This is a genomic window from Leifsonia poae (assembly GCF_050632195.1).
In the GTDB taxonomy this organism is placed as follows: Bacteria; Actinomycetota; Actinomycetes; order Actinomycetales; family Microbacteriaceae; genus Leifsonia; species Leifsonia poae_C.
Genome location: NZ_CP192580.1, coordinates 106,365 through 126,290, shown reverse-complemented (window position 1 = coordinate 126,290; position 19,926 = coordinate 106,365). Strand labels below are relative to the sequence as shown.

The following is a 19,926-nucleotide window of genomic DNA, read 5'->3' as shown; positions in this document are numbered from 1 at the left end:
AGGCCTCGTGACCTCACCTGACCCGACACTCGTCGCGCGCCTGCGCGCCGCCGGTTGCGTGTTCGCCGAAGACGAGGCGCGGCTGTTGACCGAGGCGGCCGCGTCACCCGACGAGCTCGAGCGAATCGTGGCGCTGCGAGTCGAGGGATATCCGCTCGAACCCCTTCTCGGGTGGGCCGAGTTCTGCGGCCTGCGCGTCGTTGTCGCCCCCGGCGTCTTCGTGCCGCGCCGGCGCACCGGGTTCCTGGTCGAGCGTGCCGTCTCCCTGGCGGCTCCGGATGCGGTGGTGCTCGACCTCTGCTGCGGCGCGGGCGCCATCGGCGCGGCCATCGCATCCCGGCTCGGCGAGGGCATGCAGGTGTACGCCGCCGACGTGGAGCCCGCCGCGGTGCGCTGCGCCCGCGCCAATCTTGAGCCTTCTGGTGGTCGCGTTTACGAAGGCGACCTCTATGACGCGCTGCCCACCGAGCTGCGTGGCCGGGTGGACATTCTCGCGGTCAATGCGCCGTATGTGCCCACCGAGTCGATCGCGATGATGCCGCCGGAAGCCCGGCTCTACGAGCCCGCTGTGGCTCTCGACGGTGGCGAGGACGGGCTGGACGTGCACCGTCGCGTGGCGGCAGGCGCGATCGAGTGGCTCGCCCCGGGCGGTTCCCTGCTGATCGAGTCGAGCCGTCGGCAGGCACCTGTCTCCGCCGCTCTCTTCGAAGCGGCCGGGTTGCAGGCGCGGATCGAGACGTCCGACGAGTACGACGCGACGGTGGTCATCGCAGTGAGGTCCGAGCGGTAGGGACCCACGCTGACGGTAGGCTCGTCGCGCACTCACCCGACGTTCCGAAAGGACAGCAGCGCATGGCCTCCGCCCACGAATTCTTCCTCTCCAGCACGGCAGACGATGCGCGGGCCGTCGTGGGCAAGTCGCTCGCCGATCAGGGTTTCGCCGTGGAGACGACCTCCGCGGGCGGGTTCGTCGCCAAGCGCGGAAGCGTTCCGATGACTGTGCTGTTCGGCGGGCTCGCGGGTCGGCAGCTCGCGATGACGTTCCGGGTCGAGATCATGGAGCTGGACGGGAAGATCGTCGCGCGGCTCAGCCGGATCACCGCATCCTCCGTCGTGACCGGCGGGGCGATCGGTGCGTCCAAGGCCGACTCCGCCTTCAAGGCGACCGCCAATGCGCTCGGCGCGGCGCTGCACGACGCGGGCATCCTGACCTCGTCACGTCAGGTCGGCTAGCAAGGCGCGGTCGTGCCTCAGGTGCGGTCGTGCCTCAGGCGCGGTCGTGCAGGGTGATCTGGTAGCCGTCGGGGTCGGCGAAGGTGAAAGTGCGGCCGAATGGGCCGTCGATGGGAGCCGAGACGATCGTGTGACCGTCGGCCACGAGTGCGTCGTGGATGGCCTGAACCTCGGTCGCGTGGAGCCAGATCGCTGCACCGATGCCGGGCTGGGCGACGGATGCGAGATCCGTTCCGGGAACGATGTCCCGCAGGGCGAACGCGATCGGCGTCGTCTCGAAGACGACGGCGTGAGGAGGGCCCGCCTGCGAGCGGACGAGGCCGAGGTAATGCTCGTAGAACGCCTGGGAGGCATCGAGGTCGTGAACTTGGATCGAGATGAAGTCGGGTCCGGTGACGGGCATGGTGTGCTCTTTCGCTTCGTGTCAGTTTTCTGACACGAAACAATCTATGTCAGAATACTGACATGAGTCAACACAGAGTCGGTGACGGTGAGGGGGTCGACCTCGAGACATCCCTCGGCTATCTGCTGAAGGAGGCGTCGAGTGCGCTTCGTGCTGCCATGGAGGCCGTGCTCCGGCCGCTCGGGATGAGCGTGACCCATTACGCCTGCCTGGAACTGCTCGCGCAGCGTCCGGGTCTGTCGAACTCCGAGCTCGCGCGCGGGACGTTCGTGACGCGGCAGTCGATGAACGTGCTTCTGCAAGCTCTCGAGCGCGAGGGTTCTGTGACCCGGCCGACGGAGGCACCCGTGGGGAAGGTCCTTCCCACGAAGCTCACGCCGCACGGACGCCGCAGCCTCGAGAAAGCGACCGTCGCGGTCCGCTCCGTCGAGGCGAGGATGCTGGGCGGCATGAGCGAGGACCAGCAGTCCGACGCCTTCCGGGTGCTGAAGAGCATGATCCACTCCCTGCGCGACGACACCGGCGGTGTGTGAACGGCGGCGATATGCGCGAGCCGGCGCGTGGCAAGTTGCCGTGGCCGCTCTCTCTCCGCCCTAGGCTGAGGGGATGGGCGGAGTGGTGGTCGGATTCGCGATCATCGCATTCGTCATCTTCGTCGGCTATCTCGCGGCGCGTTTCGGCATCGGCGGCCCGCACGCTCCGTTCGTCCTGAACCGCATCGCGTTCTTCATCACCAACCCGGCGCTGCTGTTCGTGACGCTCGCCAAGGCCGACCTGCACGTCGTCTTCTCGACCCAGCTCCTCGTCGGGGCCATCGCGGCGCTCGCCGCGGCCGGGATCTTCGTGCTGCTCTCCCGGCTGTTCTTTCGCCGTCCTGTGGCCGAGACCACCATCGGGGCGCTGGGCTCGGGGTACGTGAACGCCAACAACATCGGTCTGCCCGTGGCGGTCTACGTGCTGGGCAGCGCATCCTATGTCGCGCCGGTTCTTCTCCTGCAGCTCATCGTGTTCGCGCCGATCGCGCTGACGGTTCTCGACGTGAGCTCGCGCGGCTCGGTGTCGGTGCGCTCGATCCTGACCCAGCCCATCCGGAACCCGATGATCATCGCGTCCCTGCTCGGCATCCTCGTCGATGTGAGCGGCATCCAGCTTCCGGATGCGGTGTTCCAGCCGTTCGTGCTGCTCGGCGGCGCAGCTGTTCCGCTCGTGCTGATGGCGTTCGGGATGTCGCTGCGCGGTTCACGGCCGCTCCGTGCGGATGAGGGGCGTGCAGAGATCCTGACGGCATCCCTGCTCAAATCGGCTGTGATGCCGGTTGTCGCGTACCTCGTCGCGACCCTCGCTTTCGGCCTGCACGGCCAAGCGCTCTTCGCGGCGGTCGCCCTCTCGGCACTCCCGACGGCGCAGAACGTGTACAACTTCGCTTCGCGCTACGAACGCGGCGTCCCGGTCGCGCGCGACACGGTGCTCCTGACGACCCTGCTCGCGATCCCCGCGCTCCTCCTGATCGCCGCCCTCCTCGCACCCTGACCGCTGGACCACTCAACGACAAAACGGCGCGAGCTAGCGGGCGCGGGCCTCGTCGAGGGAGCGGAGGTAGGCGGCGTTGCCGCGCACGGCGGCCTCGTAGCGGAGGAGGTCCTCGGTGCGGATCTCGTCGACGGCCAGCTCCATCAGCGCGCCGACGGCGGCATCGCTGCGGCCTGCGGCGTGCAGCGACAGCGCGTGCCACATCCGCACCGACTCCGAGCGCGGGTAGAGCTCGAGGGCTCGGTCGAGGGCCGCGAGCGAATCCTCGTAGCGGCCGAGATTGCGCAGGGTGCTTCCGTACTGAAGCAGACAGCGGCGCAGGGTGTCTCCGCTGAGACCTGCGTCCAAGGCTCTTTCGTAGTACCCGAGCGCCGTCTCCTCCTCGCCCGCGGTGTCATAAGACCCGCCGACGTCGTACAGCACGACCGCGCTGTCAGGATGCTCGGCGAGCACCCGCAGGAACGCCTCGATCGTCGGCCCCATGTTGTCGCGGTCGCGGCTCTCGAAGATGTCGCGGAGCCGCTGCTCGAGTTCGGGGCTCACGAGCCCGTCTTCTGACGCCGTCACGATGGTTCCTTTCGTCGGAGACCGGAAACGCCAACGTTACCCGGGGGCGTACAGTTCCGGTCGGTGACGCGGCAAGGCCGACACCGCCGTCGCCGCCGTCACCGCCGTCACCGCCGTCACCGTCGACGACCGCAGATCGATGAGAGGAGCATCCCATGGCCACCGACCAGTACCACGAGCCGCCGAGCGAGCTGAGCGAGGAGACCCGCACGTTCGCCCGGATGTGCGCCAGCCTGTCCGAGGAGGCCGAGGCGATCGGCTGGTACGAGCAGCGCATCGCCGTCGAGAAGGATGCGGCAGCGGAGGCGATCATGCGCGACTCCCTCGCCGAGGAGTACAAGCACTTCAGCATGGAGCTCGAGTTCCTGCTGCGGGCGAAGCCGCAGTGGCGCGAGACCGCGCGGGGCATCCTCTTCAAAGACGGCGACATCGTGAAGCACGGTGAAGCCGCCGAGGAGGCCGCAAGCGACTAGCCCGAGCGGCGGAGTCGGACCCAGCCCGTCACACCGCGGCGAGCAGCCGCCTGAGCGGCCCCGGAGCCACCGCATCCGCGGCAGCCCGGAGTGCGAGCTCCCGCCCGTACTGCTCCTTGCGTCCCGACGTCGTGCCGAGGAACCGATGCACCTGCTGCTCGACGGTACGGTCCCGCTGCGCCGGCTGCCGCTGGAACGTGCGAAACAGCCGCAGATCGCCTTGCTGTTCCAGCACGTCTTCGACCGCATCCTGTCCGAGGGCGCGGATCAGTTCGCCTTCCAGGTCGGGCTCGCAGACCTCAAAGGCCGTAGCGCTCATCCCTGCGCGCTCGAAGAACCGCACCTCGCCCTGGTCGCAGAGCCCGTGCAGCTCGAGCTCGAATCCGTGAGCGCCGAGCGCTTCGACGTAGCGACGGATGCTCATCGCGCCGCCCATCGGGAGAACCGCGACACCGGCGTCCCCGAGATCGCGGCCGTAGGATTCGGCCAGAGCCAGCAGTGCCGCGCGGTCGCTGTCGCCCTCGACAAGCACGGCCGTGCTCACGACACCCGCCTCCCTGAGACGTTGAGCGTCTGCGGCAGCCGTCGAAGCTGCGACCGAGCCGTTGAGCCAGAATCTCACCGCTCGTTCGAAGCGGAGCAGCGCCTCGCCCTGCTGCTCCCCGGTCCGGGTTCCTGACGTCTCCGTCACGCAGACCATTCTGGCACCGGATGCCCGGCTCGACCCGGGAGGCCCTGTTGCGGCCCGCGAATCACGCGTAGCGTCCGTGCCAGCCCAACCTTTCGCCGTCCGTCGCCGCGTGAGCAGCAGCGGGCCGCATCCATCGTTCGAGGAGGACACATGAAGCTCGCCATCTTCGTGACCGGCGTCGCCGTCGGCTACGTGCTCGGTTCCAAGGCCGGCCGCCAGGCCTACGACAGGATTCGCAAACAGGTCAACGACTTCACCCAGTCGCCTCCGGTGCGGCAGGTCGCCAACGACGTGAAGGATCTGGCCGGCAAGGCGGCCGCGGAGGCCGGCGATCGCGTCAGCGAGGTCCTCGATAAGGCGAGCGACAAGCTCGACGACGTCACCGGCAAGAAGTCGCCGTCCACGGGGGCGGCCTCCGCCAGCTAGGCGCCCTGCGGCGGGTCGGTCAGGAGGCCGACCCGCTCGGGCAGATACGCCTCGAAGTCCACGGTCCCCTCGGCCGACGGGCTCCACTTCACCAGAACCCGTCCGTCGCGCAGGATGAGCGGGCCGGTCGACTCGCGCAGGCTCACCGCATCCTGAGCGATGGGCTCGGCGTCGTAGTTCACGGTCTCACCGTGCTCGAAGTGGCCGCGTTGAGCCGCCGCTCGATAAGCCCGCCGCGTCTCGGCCGAGAGTGATTGGTAGGCAGGTCGCCCCGGTTCGGTTGCGCGGGTGATCGAGCCGGTCGCGTAGAGGTTCGCGTCGCGGTCGAGCAGCAGCACGCCGAGCCGCCACACGCGTCCGGTCGGCTGCAGCACCGCCTCGCGCGTGATAAGCATCTTGCGGTGTCGTGGCACGAACACGGCTAGCGCTTCGTCGCGGGCACCTGCGGCATCGAGTCGCCGCACGGCCGCATCGAGTGCATCCCGGATGCCCGCGACCGCTCGATCGTCGCTCGAATCGTCCACGAAGCGAGAATACCCGCGCATCCGGACGCCGCTGTGGGCGAGGATAGAGGGATGAAGACGATGAAGCTCACGAACACCGACCTCGAAGTGTCCAACGTCATCCTCGGCCTGATGAGAATCAGTCCCCTCAGCGACGACGAGATCCGAGAACTCGTCGGTGGCGCCCGTGAGGCGGGCGTCAACTTCTTCGACCACGCCGACGTCTACGGCGACGAGACCCACGGCTGCGAGCGCCGGTTCGGCGATGCGATCACCTTCTCGCCGGCCGAGCGCGAGCAGGTCGTCGTGCAGTCGAAGGTCGGACTCCGCGACGGGTTCTGGGACTTCTCGAAGGAGCACATCCTGAGTTCCGTCAACGAGTCGTTGGCCGCGCTGCAGCTCGACTACCTCGACCTCCTCCTGCTGCACCGCCCGGATGCGCTGGTCGAGCCCGACGAGGTCGCCGACGCGTTCGACACCCTCCAGAACGCAGGCAAAGTGCGCAACTTCGGCGTCTCCAACCACACGCCCGGTCAGGTCGAACTGCTCAAGAAGTCCGTGAAGCAGCCGCTGGTGGTCAACCAGGTGCAGCTCAGCATCACTCACGCGCCGCTCATCGCCCACGGCGTCGCCGCGAACATGGCGGGACTCGATCAGTCCATCGATCGGGACAACGGGATCCTCGACTACAGCCGCCTGCACGACATCACCCTGCAGGCGTGGTCGCCGTTCCAGAAGGGCTTCTTCGACGGCCCGTTCCTCGGCGACCGCGAGGCGTATCCCGAGCTCAACGATGTGATCGACGAGCTGGCCGCCGCATACAGCGTGCCGACCTCCGCCATCGCGGTCGCGTGGATCACGCGTCACCCGGCCAACATGCAGGTCGTGCTGGGTACTACCAAGGTCGAGCGCGTGCGCGAGTCGTCCCTCGGCTCCGACCTCCCGCTCACCCGCGAGGAGTGGTACCGGCTGTTCACCGCAGCTGGCTACACCCTCCCGTAGTCAGGGGTCTCGGGCGTCTGCTGGTAGAGCGCGAGACGCCATCCCGAGTCGTCGTGGCGGTAAACGCTCGCCATCGTCGCGACGAACTCGGGATCACCGTTCCGCTGCGCGCGGGCGCGGTAGACGATCGCGGCCGCATCCGGAGCCACCCGCACCAAGGCGGGGTTCTCGATGGTGAAGGTATCCCAGGTCGGTGCGCTCTTGAGCGCGTCGAGCACCGTCTGCCGGTCGAGCACGGCGCCCCCGGCGACGATCATCACGGCATCCTCGGTCATGATCGACTCGTAGAAGGCGGCGCCGGTTCCGACGCACAGCGTGTCCCAGCCCTCCCGCTCGAGTGCGAGCAACATCTGCAGGTCCTGTTCGCGGCTCATCTGCCCTCCATCGCCGTTGAGATCGTCATAGCTGATCTACCCGGAGATGGTACGCCGCCCATGGGCTAGACCGATTTCGGGCGTTCGGCAACCCGGTAGAACGGACTTTTTGTCGGGCGTAGTTTCGGGATGTTGTCACACCGGCAACGCACCGGCAACGGTGAGCACGGTGAAAGGGAGGATGGCGCCATGGGTGCATCAGACAAGATGGAGAACGCCGCCGAAGACCTCAAGGGCAAGGTCAAGGAGGGCGTCGGCAAGATGACCGGCGACGACGAGAAGGTCGCCGAGGGCAAGGCTGACCAGGCCAAGTCCGACGTCAAGCAGGCCGGCGAAAACGTGAAGGACGCGTTCAAGCACTGACGTTCAAGCACTGACACTTACGACTCGAAGGCTTTGAGTCCTGACGCTTGAAGCCTTCGGATCAAGGGGTGGGACTCCGCGGATGGGGTCTCACCCCTTCGTCTTGCGCAGCCACTCCGTCAGGCGCGCGAGTGGCCAGGTGGTCACGATTCGATCATCCGGAACCCCGCACGCCACGGCTCGAGCGGCGCCGTACTGCAGAAAGTCGAGCTGTCCAGGCGCGTGCGCGTCGGTGTCGATGCTGAACAGGCATCCTGCGTCGATGGCGAGCTGGATGAGGTCGTCGGGCGGATCCTGGCGCTCCGGCCGCGAGTTGATCTCGACGGCCACGTCGTTCTCTGCGCACGCGGCGAAGACCCGCTCGGCGTCGAACTCCGAGGGCGGGCGCGTGCCGCGGCCTCCCTGCACCAGCCGCCCGGTGACGTGTCCGAGAACGTTCGTGTGGGGGTCTCGGATGCCGCCGAGCATCCGCCGGGTCATGGTCGCGCGATCGGACCGCAGCTTCGAGTGCACGCTGGCGACCACCACATCCAGTCGCGCCAGCAGCTCCGGCGTCTGATCCAGCGTGCCGTCTTCGAGGATGTCCACCTCGATTCCTGTGAGCAGCTGGGGGCCGCCGCCGTCGGTGCCGGCGTCGAGGCCGTCGATGATCCCGAGCTGCTCGGTCAACCGCTCCGGGCTCAGCCCGTTGGCGACCTTCAGATTCGGCGAGTGATCGGTGATGGCCTGGTACTCGCGGCCGAGGGCCCGCGCCGCCTGCGCCATGAGCTCGATGGACGTTCCGCCGTCCGACCAGTCGGTGTGGCTGTGCAGGTCGCCGCGCAGTTTCGCCAGCAGTGCTTCACCGCCCTCGGCGAGGGATGCGCTCCGCGCTCCCGCAGGTCCGCCAAGTAGTCGGGCACCTCGCCCGCCAGAGCTTGGGTGATCACGGTGTACGTGCGGTCGCCGATGCCCTTGGTGCGCTTGAGCCGCCCATCCCGAGCCCGCTCGGCGAGTTCGTCGGGGGCGAGTTCGCCGATGGTCGCGGCCGCCCGGCGGAACGCCTGCACCTTGAACGTCGGAGCCAACTCCCGCTCCAGCCAGAAGGAGATCTCGTTGAGCGCGTCGACAGGGTTCATGAGCCCATCATGCCCCTCCCCTCCGCCGTCGAACGGGTGCACACTTGAAGCATCATGGACGACATGACCGGTCAGACGGTCTTGGTCACCGGTGGCACGGCCGGGCTGGGCCGAGCCACCGCCCTGGGTGTGAGCAGACTCGGTGCGCGTGTGGGCATCACGGGTCGCGACGACGCACGGACGCGCAGTGCTGCCGTGGGGATCTCGCCCCGAAGCGACACCACCCGGGCGTAGGATGCGCTGGTGACCGACAATCCCGCAGTGTCCTTCGACATCCTCGCCACCCAACTCCTCGAAGACCCCGACGACGATGTGGCCCTCACCGAACAGGGTCTCCACGTGCACGGCAAGCTCTTCGCCTTCCTGAACGACGGCGACCTCGTGGTCGACCTGTCGCCCGGCCGCGCCGACGACCTCATCGAACGCGGTGTTGCGGCGTCCAGCTCTCATCCCGTCGTCGAGGCCAAGGGCCGCTGGGTCAGCATCGACGATGCGGAGGACTGGCCGGAACTCGCCTCGGAAGCTCACCAGTTCGTCGGCGAACCCGCCGTCGGCCACCAGTCGTAGACCCGCCGCCCCGATTAGGTGACTGGCTGGGCCGTACGCTTTGTGCGGCCAGTTGATAGCGTTCACGCCATGGGGGCGTCGAAGATTTCCGGAGTGGGACTTGTCCTGTTCCTTGCAGTGGGGTTGACGGGGTGCACACAACCCGATCCTGTACAGGTGTCGACAATTTCAGCAACGGTGAAGAAGCTCGATCTGAAATCCCTGGGGCGGATCGAATGCGATGGCGTGTACGCCCCCGACGGGCTCGGGAGCACTGTCAGGTACACGCGGACCATCGGGGTTACGGGTTCGGATCATTTGCCGGAGCTGGTCAGTCGACTGAAGCGGGCTGGCTTCAAGGAGAATACTCAGGAGACCAGCGCCAGCGGTGGGGTGCATACATACCTTTATGGCCCTCATGAGACGAGCGCCACCGTATTGTCGAAGAGCCCCGGATCGGCCAAGTTTGGTCTCAACGAGGACTACGAGTGCTCTGTCCCTGCGGAAGGACTAACTGTTTTAGTTCTTCGCCCAACCGACGGATGACCCTCGCTACTGGCTCGAGCGCAGGAGGGCGAACGACGGGGGCGCGAGCGTGAGCATGGTGGGGTCGACGATCTCGAGTTCGGGGTCGCTCGACAGTTCGAGGGTCCATGCGGAGTTCGGCGCATCCGGAAGCTCGAAGTCGACGCCGTTGTCAGCCGCGTTCAGGAGGAACGCGAACGCGTCAGACCCCTCGAACATCAGCACGAACACGATTGCTTTCGCGTCGGGGTCGTCCCAGTCGTCGTCGGCGAACTCCTGGCCGTCGGCCCTCAGGATGCGCACCGTGCTCGGGCCGCCGACCTCCGGTGAGTGCCGGTACCAGTCGGGGCGCAGAGCGGGTTCAGCGAGGCGCAGCCGGATCAGGTTCTGCGTGAAGGCGTGCAGCTCCTCGTCGGCGTGCGCCCAGTCGAACCAGGAGATCTCGTTGTCCTGCGCGTAGGCGTTGTTGTTGCCCTGCTGGGTTCGCCCGATCTCGTCGCCGCCGAGGATCATCGGCACGCCGGCCGAGAGCAGCACGGTCGCGAGAAAGTTCTTGCGCTGACGCATGCGCCGCGCGTTGATCTCGGGGTCGTCGGTCGGACCCTCCGTGCCGTTGTTGCTCGACCGGTTGTCGGATTCGCCGTCTGCGTTGTCTTCGCCGTTCGCCTCGTTGTGCTTCTCGTCGTAGCTCGTCAGGTCGGCGAGAGTGAAACCGTCGTGAGCGGTGACGAAGTTGACGCTCGACAGCGGCGCTCGCCGCGACTCCTCGTAGACGTCGGGGCTGCCCAGGATGCGCTGCGAGACCGTGCCGAGCATCCCCTCGGTGCCGCGCCAGAAGTCGCGTACGTCGTCGCGGAACTTGCCGTTCCACTCCGACCAGTCGGCAGGGAATCCGCCCACCTGGTAGCCGGCGGTGTCCCACGGCTCGGCGATCATCTTGATCGGGCCGAGAGTCGGGTCCTGCTGGATCAGGGTGAGGAACGCGCTGTGGATGCTCGCATCCCCGCCCTGTCGCGTCAGAGTCGTCGCGAGGTCGAACCGGAAGCCGTCGACGTGCATCTCGGTGACCCAGTACCGCAGCGAGTCCATGATGAGGCCGAGCGCGGCGGGGTGGCTCACGTTGACGCTGTTGCCGGTGCCCGTCGTGTCGAAGTAGTGAGCGAGGTCGTCCTCGACGAGTCGGTAGTACGACTCGTTGTCGATCCCCTTGAGGCTGAACGTGGGCCCGCGGTCGTTGCCCTCGGCGGTGTGGTTGTAGACCACATCGAGGATGACCTCGATTCCGGCCGCGTGCAGGGCCTTGACGAGTCTCTTGAACTCGTCGACCTGCGAGCCCCCGTCGCCGGAGGCGGAATACTCGTTGTGCGGCGCGAAGAACCCGAGGGTGTTGTACCCCCAGTAGTTGCGCAGTCCCTTGTCGTCGAGGTGCGCATCCTGAGCGAACTGGTGAACGGGCATGAGCTCGACCGCGGTGACGCCGAGGGAGGTGAGGTAGTCGATGGCTGCGGGATGCGCGAGGCCGGCATACGTGCCGCGCAGCTCCTCCGGCACCTCCGGCATCAGCTTCGTGAAGCCCTTGACGTGCGTCTCGTAGACCACGGTTTCGGAGAGGCGAGTGCGGGGCGCCCTGTCGTCTCCCCAGTCGAACGAGTGCGGATCGGTGACCACGCCGAGCATGACGTGACCGGCGCCATCGGTGTCGTCGAGCGCATCCGGATCGTCGAGATCGTGCCCGAAGACGGCCTGGCCCCAGTCGTACTCGCCGCTGATCGCCGTCGCGTGCGGGTCGAGCAGCACCTTGTTCACGTTGAAACGAAGGCCGGCCTCGGGATCCCACGGGCCGTCGACGCGCAGACCGTAGCGCGTGCCGGGAACCATGTCTTCGACGAGCCCGTGGAAGACATGACCGGTTCGATTGGTGAGCTCGGTTCGCGTCTCGGTTCCGTCGTCGGCGAAGACACATACGAACACCCGGTCAGCGCGCTCTGTGTAGATCGCCACGTTCGCGCCGCCAGCGACCAGGGAGATGCCGAGCGGGTACGGTTGCGAAGAATCCGACTCGCTCAGCACGGCAGCGTGCCCCAGATTTGTCCGGTTCTCACTGCCGTTCCCCTCTGATTTCCCCTGGTGCTAACCCCGACCTATTCCTCAGCGTATCCAGTGGGTCGGCCGCTCTCTAGCGGTTGACAGCGGTTCGCCGGTCCGCTAGCCACGGCTTCAGGATGCGCCGCTAGCGCCTCAGCGGAGGATGGCGACACCCGGCCCGACGAGCCGTAGCGAGCTATCGGCGACGGTCGCGGAGCCGAACGCCAGCACGATCTCGCCGGTGACCGTGACAGTGCGCTCACCCTCGCCGAACGCCGCGATGACGCGCAGACCGCCGCGGCTGAAGGTGAAGACCTGGCCCGGTGCATCCCCGGCCACGTCGGTCACTTTCGCGTCCGGATCGATGCTCCGGCGCAGCGCGATCAACTCCTTGTAGAAGGCGAGGATGCGCGCATTGCCCGGTCGCTCCGGTTCGGCCCAGTCGAGGTGGGAGCGCTCGAACGTGGTGGGATCCTGCGGGTCGGGCACGACATCCGGGTCCCAGCCCATCCTCGCGAATTCGGCGATGCGCCCGCGCGCGGTCGCCTCCCCCAACTCCTTCTCGGGGTGCGAGGTGAAGAACTGCCACGGGGTGGTCGCACCCCACTCCTCGCCCATGAAGAGCATCGGCGTGAAGGGTCCGAGCAGGATGATCGCGGCCGCCGCAGCCAAGGAGCCGTTGCCGACGAGCGCTGACATCCGGTCGCCGGTGGCGCGATTGCCGATCTGATCGTGGTCTTGCGTGAAAGCGACGAGCCGTCGCAGCGCGGTGCCAGGGTCGAGCGGGCGGCCGTGGTGGCGTTCCCGGAAGCTCGACCAGCTGCCGTCGTGGAACCAGCCGTGCTCGAAGACCTTCACGAGCGAGGCGACGCCCTCGAAGTCCTCGTAGTATCCGGTGGTCTCGCCGGTCACGTTGACGTGCACGGCATGGTGAACGTCGTCGTCCCACTGACCGGCCAGCCCGTAGCCGTGCGACTCGCGGGATCGGAAGAGCTTCGGATCGTTGAGGTCGCTCTCCGCGATCAGCGTGAGGGGTCGCCCGAGCGCGTGGCTCAACGTGTCGACGCTCTCGGCGAGTTCCTCGAGGATGTGCAGCGCTCGGCTGTCGTGGAGCGCATGCACCGCATCCAGCCGGAGACCGTCGACATGCATGTCGTGCAGCCAGAACAGGGCGTTGTCGATGATGAGGCGTCGCACCTCGTCCGACCCGGGTCCGTCGAGGTTCAGCGCGTCGCCCCAGGGCCCGGCAGCGAGCTCGCTCAGGTACGGGCCGTACTTCGGCAGGTAGTTGCCGCTCGGTCCTAGGTGGTTGTAGACCACATCCTGAACCACGGCGAGACCGCGAGAGTGGCAAGCGTCGACAAACCGCTGGTAGGCGGCCGGACCGCCGTATGCCTCGTGCACGGCGAACCAGAGCACACCGTCGTAACCCCAGCCGTGCTCGCCGTTGAACGCGTTGACAGGGAGCGGCTCCACCGCATCTACGCCGAGGTCGACGAGGTAATCGAGCCGTTCGATCGCGGAGTCGAGCGTTCCTTCGGGCGTGAAGGTGCCGATGTGCAGTTCGTAGACGACCGCGCCGGTCACGTCGCGTCCGGTCCACGCGTGGTCCGTCCACTCGAAGACGGACGGGTCGTATTCTCGGCTCAGTTCGTGCACGCCGCGGGGCTGTCGCAGCGAACGGGGGTCGGGATACGGTCCCTCGCCGTCCACGAGAAACCCGTAGTCGATCGGGGTCGTCGCGTCGAGTGCGGCGTCGAGCGCCCACCAGCCGCCGTCCCCGCGCGACAGTTCGATCTCCTCGCGTCCGGTGCGCCGGTCGGAGATGACAAGGGCGACTCGGGATGCGCGCGGCGCCCAGACCGGAAACCGGCGGTTCATCGCGCCACCAGCAGCGCCGCCGGGTAGACCTCGAACACGTCGGCGACCGGGATGGGTCCACTTTCGAATTCCCGGCCGGTCAGTTCGTCGCGCATCCCGTTGTCGCTCCCGTTCTCGCGCTCGCCGAGGTCGACCACGGTGTCTCCCCAGCCGCCCGCATCCGTCAAGCCCAGCGGAAGCCGTGTCGCAAGGGCGACAGCCCCGCCGCGGTCGAAGCCGATGAGATGCTCGGCCTGCGTCCCGGTCGCGGTGATCGGGGTGTAGCCGGTGAAGAGTTCGGGCCGATCCCGCCGAAGCCGCAGCGCGCGCGACACGAGGAGCATCTTCGCGGCGCCTGACGCATCCAGTTCGGGCTGCCAGCCGTCGTCGATCCGCCCCAGCACTGCCTCTGCCGCAGCGAAGTCGACGCGACGACGGTTGTCGGGATCGACGAGCGAGCGATCCCAGAACTCGGTTCCCTGATACACGTCGGGCGTTCCGGGTGACAGCAGCTGGAGCAGCTTGGCGCCGAGACCGTTCGACCAGCCCGGCGCCTCGACCTCGTGAACCATCGCCTCGACTCGGCCGTGCAGGTCGGAGTCGTCGAAGACGCGCGCCGCGAGCTCGGTCAGGCGCCGCTCGAAGTCCTCGTCGCCGTCCGTCCACGACGTCGACGTTCCCGCCTCGCGGGCCGCCTTGAGCACGTACTCCGTGAGCCGGTCTCGGGATGCAGGCCAAGCGCCGACGACGGCCTGCCACACCAGGTTCTCCAGGGATCCATCTCCGAGGGATGCCGTTTCTCGCATCCCGCGGACGAACTCGGCCCACCGCTCGGGAATCTCGGCCAGAACCGAGATGCGGGCGCGCGTGTCCTCGCTCCGCTTGGTGTCGTGCGTGGTGAGCGTGGTCATGCTCTCCGGCGACCGGCGCAGCCGCGCATCCTGAACCTCGTGGAAACGTTGCGGCGTCACGGCGAACTCGCTGGGGTCGGCGCCCACCTCGGTCAGGCTCGTCAGCCGGGTGTAGCGGTAGAAGGCGTTGTCTTCGACGCCCTTTGCCATGATCATTCCCGAGGTCTGCTGAAACCGTTGGGCGGCCGGATGCGACGCGTCGGCAAGTCGCTCGACCACGGCCTCCAAAGTCCCGGCGAGGTCGGGGCGCTGTTCGAGCGCGGCCGCGGCGGCCTCGTCGAGGTACGCGCGCCCGAACGGCAGGTAACTGCGGTAGACGGGCATCGCAGCGGCCAGCTCGGCCAGGGCATCCCCCGATCCCTCGATATCGAGCTCGCGTTCCAGCCGGCGGATCTCGGAGTTCAGGATGCCGTCGGCAACCGCCCGCTTGCGCCCCCGCACCAGGGCACCCCAGTCGTCGTTGTCGGCGGACAGCTCGTGCGCGAAGGAGGTCAGAGGTTCCTCGCCGTCGGGATCGACGAACACGCGGTCGAGTACCGCGAGCGCGTCGTAGCCAGTGGTCCCGGCGATCGGCCACTCGCCCGGCATCTGCTCGTCGCCTTCGAGGATCTTCTCGACCCAGACAGGCCGATCGCCCACGAGCGCCTTCAATCGGATCAAGTACGCGCCCGGGTCCTTCAACCCGTCGGGATGGTCGACCCGTAGGCCATCGACGAGACCCTGACTCATCCAGCGACCGATTTCGACGTGGGAGGCGTCGAAGACCCGGCGGCGTTCCACGCGGATCGCGGCGAGGCTGTTCACCGCGAAGAAGCGGCGGTAGTTGAGATCGTGGTCAGCCCGACGCCACGAGACGAGCTCGTAATGCTGGCGTTCGTGCACCTCGCGAGGTGTGCCTTCGCCGGTTCCATCGGCGATCGGGAAGTGGTGGTCGTAGTAGCGCAGCTCGCCGTCTTCGATGCGCAGGGCATCCAGCTCGTCCGCTGAGTCGCCGAGCACCGGGAGCAGCACGCGACCCGCTCCGGCAGGCCAGTCGATGTCGAAGAAGCCCTCGAAGCGGGATTCGATTCCGCGCGCGAGCACATCCCACCACCAGGCGTTGACCTTCGGTGTAGCGACGCCGACGTGGTTGGGCACGATATCGACGAGCACGCCCATTCCGAGGCCGTGCGCGGTGTCGGCCAGCTCGGCGAGCCCGTCGGAGCCGCCGCGTGCGGGGTCGATGCGGGAGTGGTCGATCACGTCATAGCCGTGCGCCGAGCCGGGTTCGGCCTCGAGCAGGGGCGAGAGGTAGGCCCAGTCGACACCGAGTCGCCGGAGGTACGGAAGGATGCGCGCAGCATCCTGCAACGTGAAGTCTGCCGAGATCTGCAAGCGGTAAGTACTGGCGGGCACGTGATGAACCTATGAGAGCGCGGCCTCGAACGCGAGGGGTTGACACTGTCAATCCGCTCAGCGGCGCGTTCCGAGCGAGCATCCAGGTCAGACCGCGGCCACCGTCACCCTGTCTTTGCCCGCGTCCTTCGCCTGGTACATCGCCGCATCGGCGATGCGGAACACCTCGATCGGGGTGAGGGCGACCGTGTGCTCGGGGAGATACACGGCAACCCCGATGCTCGCCGTGACGACGAGCCCGTCGCCGACGCCGGGCATCGGCTCCTTGATGGTCTCCCGGATGCGCTCGGCCACCGCGACCGCGGCCGTCTCGTCGGTGCTCTCGCACACGACCAGGAACTCGTCGCCGCCGAACCGGCCGACGAGATCGTGTTGACGTACCGATTCGCCCAAACGACGCGCGATCTCGCGGAGCACCGAGTCTCCCGCACTGTGATCGAACACGTCGTTGATCTCCTTGAAGCCGTCGAGGTCGACGAAGAGCAGCGAGATCGGCTCCCGCTGAGTGGCGGCCTCGCCGAGTGCGGAATTCAGTCGTGTGCGCAGCAACGCCCGGTTGGCCAACCCCGTCAGCGGGTCGTAGAGCGCGATGGCCTCGAGTTCGTTCTGCAACTGGATGCGACGGAGCGCCTGAGAGCCCTGTCGCGCGAGCGCGTAATGCAGCTCTGCAGCCGCTGGCTCGAGTTCACGGGCTCTGCCGTAGAAGCAGGTCACCGTACCGATCACCCGATCACCCTCGAGCAGCGGGATGAGCGTGAGCTCCTCGGTCTGGGATACGTCGAGGGCCGCGACCACGGGCTCGGGGGTGAGCGGGTCTGAGGCCAGGATGCGCACGAGGGTGTCGCGCAGCCGGACGCGACCCAGCACATCCTGAGCATCGAACGGTTGCGAGCCGCCGGCGAACTGGAGCCGGCCGTCGGTCATCAGATGCACCGCCACCTCGGTCGCTGAGAAGGCGCCCTTGACGCTCTCGGCCAACGCCTGAGCGAGCTCGTCGGCGGAGTCGCACGCGATGAACGCCGACGAAGCCGCTTGCAGCGACCGGGTGTGCGCCTCGGATGCTTCGGCGGCGCGCCGAGCCGCGAGCAACTGCCGCTCGTAGTCCTGGCGGCGCCTCGAATCGAAGACGGCGAAATCCATCCCGGCGGCCCCGCCCTTGTCGTCCAGGACTGCGGTCGAGTTGACCAAAGCGGCCAGCGTCTCCCCATCGGCCCGGAGGAGTGTGAGTGCGACCTCCTGGATCTCGCCGTTCAGTTCGAGGGTCGGCAGAAAGCGCGTCTCGTAGAAGATGCGACTCCCCGGGTCGAGGAGGTTCACGAACAGCCTGCCGATCAGCTCATCGCGAGAGAAGCCGGTCCAGGCGACGAAGGTGCGGTTGACGGCGCTGACCCGTCCGTCGGGCGTCGTCGAGACGAGCCCGCAGGGCGCTTCTTCGTAGAGCCTCTCGTGGTCTGGGCTCATCGCAGGTAGTCGAGGATCGCCGCAGCCAGTTCATCCGGCGCCGACAGGTTGGGGCAGTGCCCCACCGCCTTCAACTGCACGAAGTCGCTGCCGTCGATGTGCTCGTGCACGTAGCGTCCCACCTGGTCGGGAGCGATGATGTCGTCGCTGCACTGCACCACCAGGGTCGGAGTCATCACCTTGTCGAGGTCGCGGCGGTTGTCGGAGAGGAACGTGACCCGCGCGAACTGGCTGGCGACGACGGGGTCGGTGCGGCAGAAGCTCGCGGTGAGCTCGTCGCCGAGCTCGGGCACCTCGGGGTTGCCCATGATCTGGGGGGCCATGGCCTCCGACCAGCCGAGGTAGTTGGCGTCGAGCGCGTCGAGCAGGCCGTCGATGTCCGACTGCTGGAAGCCGCCGCTGTATTCGCCGTCGTCGAGGTACCGGGGGGACGGGCCGACGAGGATGAGCGCGCCGAACAGGTCGGGTCGTCGCGTAGCCGCAAGCACCCCGATCATCGAGCTGACCGAGTGACCGACGAAGACCGCATCCTCGAGACCGAGCTCCTCGAAGATCTCGATGACGTCGGCCGCATACCCGTGCAGGGAGTCGTACTTTCCGGCGTCATAGGAGGCCAGGTCCGAGTCGCCCGAGCCGACATGGTCGAACAGCACGATGCGAAAGTCGGATGCGAGCTGGGGCACGACCTTGCGCCACATCTCCTGGCTGCAGCCGAAGCCGTGGGCGAACACCACGGGCCGCGCATCGGGGTCGCCGAGAACGCGCACGTTGTTGCGGCGCAGAACATCGACCTTGTCGAGAGGGGCAAGACTCATGGTGGCTCCTAGACGGAATTCGGGCGGCGCCCGGGGCCGGGACGATCAATTATCTCGCGTCCGAAGATTCGGCGGGAGGGATAGAGAAGGCGAGTCGAACGGGTGTATACACCCAGAACGGAAAGGGTCAAGCCCCGTTGACCCCGGCCCGATTGTCGAGCAGTCTCGGCTTCATGACTCCCGCAGCCGAGCGACTCGCCGCTGATCTGCTGCACGCCATTCGCCGCCACGAGATCGTGCCGGTCGTGCAACCCCAGATCGCAGTCGCCACCGGCCGCGTGGTGGGCGTCGAGTTTCTGAGCCGCTGGCGGCATCCTGAGTTCGGCCAGATCCCTCCCGCGGTGTTCATTCCGCTCGCCGAGATGACCGACGCCATCCACCAGCTGGGGCGCGTGATGGTGCGTGCCTGCTGTCAGTTCGGCGCCGTCTGGCAGAAGCGGGGAACATCACTCGACGTCGCCGTGAACGTCGCGCCATCGCAACTCGCAACTCCGGAGTTCTACGAAGGTCTACGTGCGGAGATCGACGAATCGGGTCTCGACCCGCACCGCCTCACGCTCGAGGTCACCGAAGCGACCGCGATCGACGATCCCGTGACCGTCGCGCAACGCTTGGACGCTCTCCGCGAGCTCGGGATCGTCATCTCGATCGACGACTTCGGCATCGGGCACTCGTCTGCCGACAGGGCGGTCGATCTGCACGCCACCGAACTGAAACTCGACCGCAGCCTGGTCGAAGCCGAAGAAGCGGAGCGCGAGGTCGAGGCAGCGATCGTGTTCGCCCACGAGCTCGGAATGCGAACCGTCGGAGAGGGGGTCGAGACCCCCGAACAGCTGGCCAGGCTCCGCGACCTGGGGTGCGACCGCGCGCAGGGCTATCTGATCGCCGCACCCGTCTCCGAAGACGACTTCGAGCGATGGATGCGCGACGCGATGAAGCGCTGACTGCGCCTGGCGCGTAGTACGCGCCCGCGCATCCCGCTTCAGAGGCTGTCGAGCCCGTCGAAGTCGGGGGCGGCGGGGGCCGCGGTTGTCTCGTTCTCGCCACCGACGTCGATCTGCGTCCACGTCACGGGCATCCCTGGCGAGAACAGGATGTCGATGCCCGGGCCGCCTCGCAGCGGCGGGATGTTGACGTAGCCGCCACCGGATTTCACGGCCTCGAGGATCTTCTCGCGCAACTCTGTCACGGGATCCGGGAGGAAGTAGTCTTTGCCATCCACGGTGAGTCGGTTGACGATCATGGGACAAACGTACCCCGGTACCCGGCGACCTGCAGGTATCCTGCATCAAGGCCGTCACCCGAACGGCACCCGAAAGGCTGATGTGGGCACTCTCTCTTACGACGGTGAGAACTTCGAACTCGACGATCGCGTGCTGACTCACCTCCAGATCGCGATCAGCACCAAGCTGCGCCGCGGCGAGAACTTCTTCCTCTCCTGGGCTGTTCCCGTCGAGCGCGGCAGCGGCCGCCACGCGATCTGGATCGACAACGGCGTGCCGATCCACTTCTACTACAGCGGTTCGCGGGCGATCTCGATCAACCGCGACTGGATCGAGTCGATGATCGTCTCCGCCAGCCGCGCTGCGGGCCTGGTGCTGACGGACGAATCCGAAGCCACGGCCGGTTCCTGAGCCCCTGCCGT

Annotated in this window: 24 protein-coding genes and 1 pseudogene; 13 read left to right on the top strand and 12 right to left on the bottom strand. The window is 67.3% G+C overall.

Annotated elements, in window-relative coordinates; translation table 11 throughout:
* The first annotated feature begins 7 nt into the window (after window positions 1-7).
* Together ACQ86A_RS00670 and ACQ86A_RS00665 are read left to right on the top strand one after the other, a co-directional pair.
* Window positions 8-790, top strand: a complete 783-nt coding sequence (locus ACQ86A_RS00670; RefSeq protein WP_431278729.1) for a putative protein N(5)-glutamine methyltransferase — start codon at window positions 8-10, stop codon at window positions 788-790.
* A gap of 62 nt (window positions 791-852) precedes the next feature.
* Window positions 853-1,233, top strand: a complete 381-nt coding sequence (locus ACQ86A_RS00665; protein ID WP_431278728.1) for a hypothetical protein — start codon at window positions 853-855, stop codon at window positions 1,231-1,233.
* A gap of 34 nt (window positions 1,234-1,267) precedes the next feature.
* On the opposite strand, the gene ACQ86A_RS00660 is transcribed toward ACQ86A_RS00665, so the two are convergent.
* Complete coding sequence (locus tag ACQ86A_RS00660) at window positions 1,268-1,636, bottom strand: VOC family protein (RefSeq protein ID WP_431278727.1); 369 nt, start codon at window positions 1,634-1,636, stop codon at window positions 1,268-1,270.
* Between the two features lie 62 nt (window positions 1,637-1,698).
* Here ACQ86A_RS00660 and ACQ86A_RS00655 point away from each other — a divergent pair, with 62 nt between their 5' ends.
* Both ACQ86A_RS00655 and ACQ86A_RS00650 read left to right on the top strand, forming a co-directional pair.
* Entirely contained in the window at window positions 1,699-2,169 is a 471-nt protein-coding gene (locus ACQ86A_RS00655; protein ID WP_431278726.1) for a MarR family winged helix-turn-helix transcriptional regulator, read from the top strand.
* Between the two features lie 73 nt (window positions 2,170-2,242).
* A complete protein-coding gene (locus ACQ86A_RS00650) occupies window positions 2,243-3,166 on the top strand; it encodes an AEC family transporter (RefSeq protein ID WP_431278725.1) in 924 nt (307 codons plus the stop codon).
* A 33-nt stretch (window positions 3,167-3,199) separates the two neighbouring features.
* Here ACQ86A_RS00650 and ACQ86A_RS00645 read toward each other — a convergent pair whose 3' ends face one another.
* Window positions 3,200-3,733 carry a tetratricopeptide repeat protein gene (locus ACQ86A_RS00645; RefSeq protein ID WP_431278724.1) on the bottom strand — a complete coding sequence of 178 codons (534 nt, stop codon included), beginning with the start codon at window positions 3,731-3,733 and terminating at the stop codon, window positions 3,200-3,202.
* Between the two features lie 155 nt (window positions 3,734-3,888).
* On the opposite strand from ACQ86A_RS00645, the gene ACQ86A_RS00640 reads away from it, so the two are divergent.
* On the top strand, window positions 3,889-4,206 hold the full coding sequence (locus tag ACQ86A_RS00640; protein WP_431278723.1) for a hypothetical protein: 318 nt from the start codon (window positions 3,889-3,891) through the stop codon (window positions 4,204-4,206).
* A gap of 28 nt (window positions 4,207-4,234) precedes the next feature.
* On the opposite strand, the gene ACQ86A_RS00635 is transcribed toward ACQ86A_RS00640, so the two are convergent.
* The gene (locus ACQ86A_RS00635; RefSeq protein WP_431278722.1) at window positions 4,235-4,897 is read right to left on the bottom strand and encodes a TOPRIM nucleotidyl transferase/hydrolase domain-containing protein; all 663 of its coding nucleotides are present in this window, start codon (window positions 4,895-4,897) and stop codon (window positions 4,235-4,237) included.
* Window positions 4,898-5,047: 150 nt separating this feature from the next.
* On the opposite strand from ACQ86A_RS00635, the gene ACQ86A_RS00630 reads away from it, so the two are divergent.
* Window positions 5,048-5,323, top strand: a complete 276-nt coding sequence (locus tag ACQ86A_RS00630) for a hypothetical protein (protein ID WP_431278721.1) — start codon at window positions 5,048-5,050, stop codon at window positions 5,321-5,323.
* Here the strand turns inward: ACQ86A_RS00630 and ACQ86A_RS00625 are convergent.
* The gene (locus ACQ86A_RS00625; protein ID WP_431278720.1) at window positions 5,320-5,847 is read right to left on the bottom strand and encodes a hypothetical protein; all 528 of its coding nucleotides are present in this window, start codon (window positions 5,845-5,847) and stop codon (window positions 5,320-5,322) included. The genes ACQ86A_RS00630 and ACQ86A_RS00625 overlap by 4 nt on opposite strands.
* 51 nt (window positions 5,848-5,898) lie before the next feature.
* Between ACQ86A_RS00625 and ACQ86A_RS00620 the strand changes: the two genes are divergently transcribed.
* Window positions 5,899-6,828 (top strand): aldo/keto reductase, encoded by a 930-nt coding sequence (locus ACQ86A_RS00620; protein WP_431278719.1) that lies wholly within the window; start codon window positions 5,899-5,901, stop codon window positions 6,826-6,828.
* Here ACQ86A_RS00620 and ACQ86A_RS00615 read toward each other — a convergent pair.
* The gene (locus ACQ86A_RS00615; protein ID WP_431278718.1) at window positions 6,813-7,202 is read right to left on the bottom strand and encodes a nuclear transport factor 2 family protein; all 390 of its coding nucleotides are present in this window, start codon (window positions 7,200-7,202) and stop codon (window positions 6,813-6,815) included. The genes ACQ86A_RS00620 and ACQ86A_RS00615 overlap by 16 nt on opposite strands.
* A gap of 189 nt (window positions 7,203-7,391) precedes the next feature.
* Here ACQ86A_RS00615 and ACQ86A_RS00610 point away from each other — a divergent pair, with 189 nt between their 5' ends.
* Complete coding sequence (locus ACQ86A_RS00610) at window positions 7,392-7,565, top strand: CsbD family protein (RefSeq protein ID WP_431278717.1); 174 nt, start codon at window positions 7,392-7,394, stop codon at window positions 7,563-7,565.
* A gap of 90 nt (window positions 7,566-7,655) precedes the next feature.
* On the opposite strand, the pseudogene ACQ86A_RS00605 reads toward ACQ86A_RS00610, so the two are convergent.
* Window positions 7,656-8,683: pseudogene (locus tag ACQ86A_RS00605) on the bottom strand (PHP domain-containing protein).
* Window positions 8,684-8,737: 54 nt separating this feature from the next.
* Between ACQ86A_RS00605 and ACQ86A_RS00600 the strand changes: the two are divergent.
* The 3 genes from ACQ86A_RS00600 (at window position 8,738) to ACQ86A_RS00590 (ending at window position 9,775) form a co-directional block, all read left to right on the top strand.
* The gene (locus ACQ86A_RS00600) at window positions 8,738-8,917 is read left to right on the top strand and encodes an SDR family NAD(P)-dependent oxidoreductase (protein WP_431278716.1); all 180 of its coding nucleotides are present in this window, start codon (window positions 8,738-8,740) and stop codon (window positions 8,915-8,917) included.
* A gap of 9 nt (window positions 8,918-8,926) precedes the next feature.
* Window positions 8,927-9,250 (top strand): hypothetical protein, encoded by a 324-nt coding sequence (locus ACQ86A_RS00595; RefSeq protein WP_431278715.1) that lies wholly within the window; start codon window positions 8,927-8,929, stop codon window positions 9,248-9,250.
* A 69-nt stretch (window positions 9,251-9,319) separates the two neighbouring features.
* Window positions 9,320-9,775, top strand: a complete 456-nt coding sequence (locus ACQ86A_RS00590; protein WP_431278714.1) for a hypothetical protein — start codon at window positions 9,320-9,322, stop codon at window positions 9,773-9,775.
* A 6-nt stretch (window positions 9,776-9,781) separates the two neighbouring features.
* Here the strand turns inward: ACQ86A_RS00590 and glgX are convergent, their stop codons facing one another.
* From glgX to ACQ86A_RS00565, 5 genes are all read right to left on the bottom strand, one after another.
* Complete coding sequence (gene glgX, locus ACQ86A_RS00585; protein WP_431278713.1) at window positions 9,782-11,824, bottom strand: glycogen debranching protein GlgX; 2,043 nt, start codon at window positions 11,822-11,824, stop codon at window positions 9,782-9,784.
* A 168-nt stretch (window positions 11,825-11,992) separates the two neighbouring features.
* Window positions 11,993-13,720, bottom strand: coding sequence for a malto-oligosyltrehalose trehalohydrolase (gene treZ / locus ACQ86A_RS00580; protein WP_431278712.1), 1,728 nt, complete (start codon window positions 13,718-13,720; stop codon window positions 11,993-11,995).
* Window positions 13,717-16,005: a malto-oligosyltrehalose synthase gene (gene treY, locus ACQ86A_RS00575; RefSeq protein ID WP_431278711.1), complete on the bottom strand. Its 2,289-nt coding sequence runs from the start codon at window positions 16,003-16,005 to the stop codon at window positions 13,717-13,719. The genes treZ and treY overlap by 4 nt, the downstream gene beginning before the upstream one ends.
* Window positions 16,006-16,092: 87 nt before the next feature.
* Window positions 16,093-17,466, bottom strand: a complete 1,374-nt coding sequence (locus ACQ86A_RS00570; protein WP_431278710.1) for a diguanylate cyclase — start codon at window positions 17,464-17,466, stop codon at window positions 16,093-16,095.
* Window positions 17,463-18,281, bottom strand: coding sequence for an alpha/beta fold hydrolase (locus ACQ86A_RS00565; RefSeq protein WP_431278709.1), 819 nt, complete (start codon window positions 18,279-18,281; stop codon window positions 17,463-17,465). The genes ACQ86A_RS00570 and ACQ86A_RS00565 overlap by 4 nt, the downstream gene beginning before the upstream one ends.
* Before the next feature lie 173 nt (window positions 18,282-18,454).
* Between ACQ86A_RS00565 and ACQ86A_RS00560 the strand changes: the two genes are divergently transcribed.
* Window positions 18,455-19,225, top strand: coding sequence for an EAL domain-containing protein (locus tag ACQ86A_RS00560; RefSeq protein ID WP_431278708.1), 771 nt, complete (start codon window positions 18,455-18,457; stop codon window positions 19,223-19,225).
* A gap of 38 nt (window positions 19,226-19,263) precedes the next feature.
* Here ACQ86A_RS00560 and ACQ86A_RS00555 read toward each other — a convergent pair whose 3' ends face one another.
* On the bottom strand, window positions 19,264-19,524 hold the full coding sequence (locus tag ACQ86A_RS00555; protein ID WP_431278707.1) for a hypothetical protein: 261 nt from the start codon (window positions 19,522-19,524) through the stop codon (window positions 19,264-19,266).
* 82 nt (window positions 19,525-19,606) lie between these two features.
* Here ACQ86A_RS00555 and ACQ86A_RS00550 point away from each other — a divergent pair, with 82 nt between their 5' ends.
* Window positions 19,607-19,915: a hypothetical protein gene (locus tag ACQ86A_RS00550; protein ID WP_431278706.1), complete on the top strand. Its 309-nt coding sequence runs from the start codon at window positions 19,607-19,609 to the stop codon at window positions 19,913-19,915.
* Window positions 19,916-19,926: the final 11 nt, after the last annotated feature.

Excerpts from the sequence above, each read along its gene's own strand:
- ACQ86A_RS00590 (WP_431278714.1), top strand. The coding sequence starts at position 9,320 with ATGGGGGCGTCGAAGATTTCCGGAGTGGGACTTGTCCTGTTCCTTGCA.
- ACQ86A_RS00650 (WP_431278725.1), top strand. The coding sequence starts at position 2,243 with ATGGGCGGAGTGGTGGTCGGATTCGCGATCATCGCATTCGTCATCTTC.
- ACQ86A_RS00665 (WP_431278728.1), top strand. The coding sequence starts at position 853 with ATGGCCTCCGCCCACGAATTCTTCCTCTCCAGCACGGCAGACGATGCG.
- ACQ86A_RS00600 (WP_431278716.1), top strand. The coding sequence starts at position 8,738 with ATGGACGACATGACCGGTCAGACGGTCTTGGTCACCGGTGGCACGGCC.
- ACQ86A_RS00555 (WP_431278707.1), bottom strand. The coding sequence starts at position 19,524 with ATGATCGTCAACCGACTCACCGTGGATGGCAAAGACTACTTCCTCCCG.
- ACQ86A_RS00615 (WP_431278718.1), bottom strand. The coding sequence starts at position 7,202 with ATGAGCCGCGAACAGGACCTGCAGATGTTGCTCGCACTCGAGCGGGAG.
- ACQ86A_RS00655 (WP_431278726.1), top strand. The coding sequence starts at position 1,699 with ATGAGTCAACACAGAGTCGGTGACGGTGAGGGGGTCGACCTCGAGACA.
- ACQ86A_RS00610 (WP_431278717.1), top strand. The coding sequence starts at position 7,392 with ATGGGTGCATCAGACAAGATGGAGAACGCCGCCGAAGACCTCAAGGGC.
- ACQ86A_RS00560 (WP_431278708.1), top strand. The coding sequence starts at position 18,455 with ATGACTCCCGCAGCCGAGCGACTCGCCGCTGATCTGCTGCACGCCATT.
- ACQ86A_RS00630 (WP_431278721.1), top strand. The coding sequence starts at position 5,048 with ATGAAGCTCGCCATCTTCGTGACCGGCGTCGCCGTCGGCTACGTGCTC.
- ACQ86A_RS00660 (WP_431278727.1), bottom strand. The coding sequence starts at position 1,636 with ATGCCCGTCACCGGACCCGACTTCATCTCGATCCAAGTTCACGACCTC.
- ACQ86A_RS00620 (WP_431278719.1), top strand. The coding sequence starts at position 5,899 with ATGAAGACGATGAAGCTCACGAACACCGACCTCGAAGTGTCCAACGTC.
- ACQ86A_RS00565 (WP_431278709.1), bottom strand. The coding sequence starts at position 18,281 with ATGAGTCTTGCCCCTCTCGACAAGGTCGATGTTCTGCGCCGCAACAAC.
- treZ (WP_431278712.1), bottom strand. The coding sequence starts at position 13,720 with ATGAACCGCCGGTTTCCGGTCTGGGCGCCGCGCGCATCCCGAGTCGCC.
- ACQ86A_RS00640 (WP_431278723.1), top strand. The coding sequence starts at position 3,889 with ATGGCCACCGACCAGTACCACGAGCCGCCGAGCGAGCTGAGCGAGGAG.
- ACQ86A_RS00570 (WP_431278710.1), bottom strand. The coding sequence starts at position 17,466 with ATGAGCCCAGACCACGAGAGGCTCTACGAAGAAGCGCCCTGCGGGCTC.